Raw genomic sequence first — 252 nt, forward strand, 5'->3', positions numbered from 1 at the left:
ACCGGTCGGGGCTCTCGCCGCTGGCCGTCGTGGTCGCGGCAATTTTCTGGAGCTGGCTGTGGGGGCCGATCGGCCTCGTGCTGTCCACGCCGCTCACGCTGTGCGTGGTGACGCTCGGGCGTTACGCCGACCGTCTGAACTTTCTCACGGTGCTGCTCGGCGATCAGCCGGCGCTCACGCCCGCGCAGAACTTCTATCAGCGGCTGCTCGCCGACGATCCGCATGAGGCGATCGTGCAGGCCGAGCGTCTGT

The 252-nt window shown here is 68.3% G+C and carries 1 pseudogene; it reads left to right on the forward strand.

What is annotated here, in order from left to right:
- Positions 1-252: pseudogene (locus SB753_RS39530) on the forward strand (AI-2E family transporter); the annotation flags it as partial.

The organism is Paraburkholderia sp. SIMBA_053 (assembly GCF_046534895.1).
In the GTDB taxonomy this organism is placed as follows: domain Bacteria; phylum Pseudomonadota; class Gammaproteobacteria; order Burkholderiales; family Burkholderiaceae; genus Paraburkholderia; species Paraburkholderia caledonica.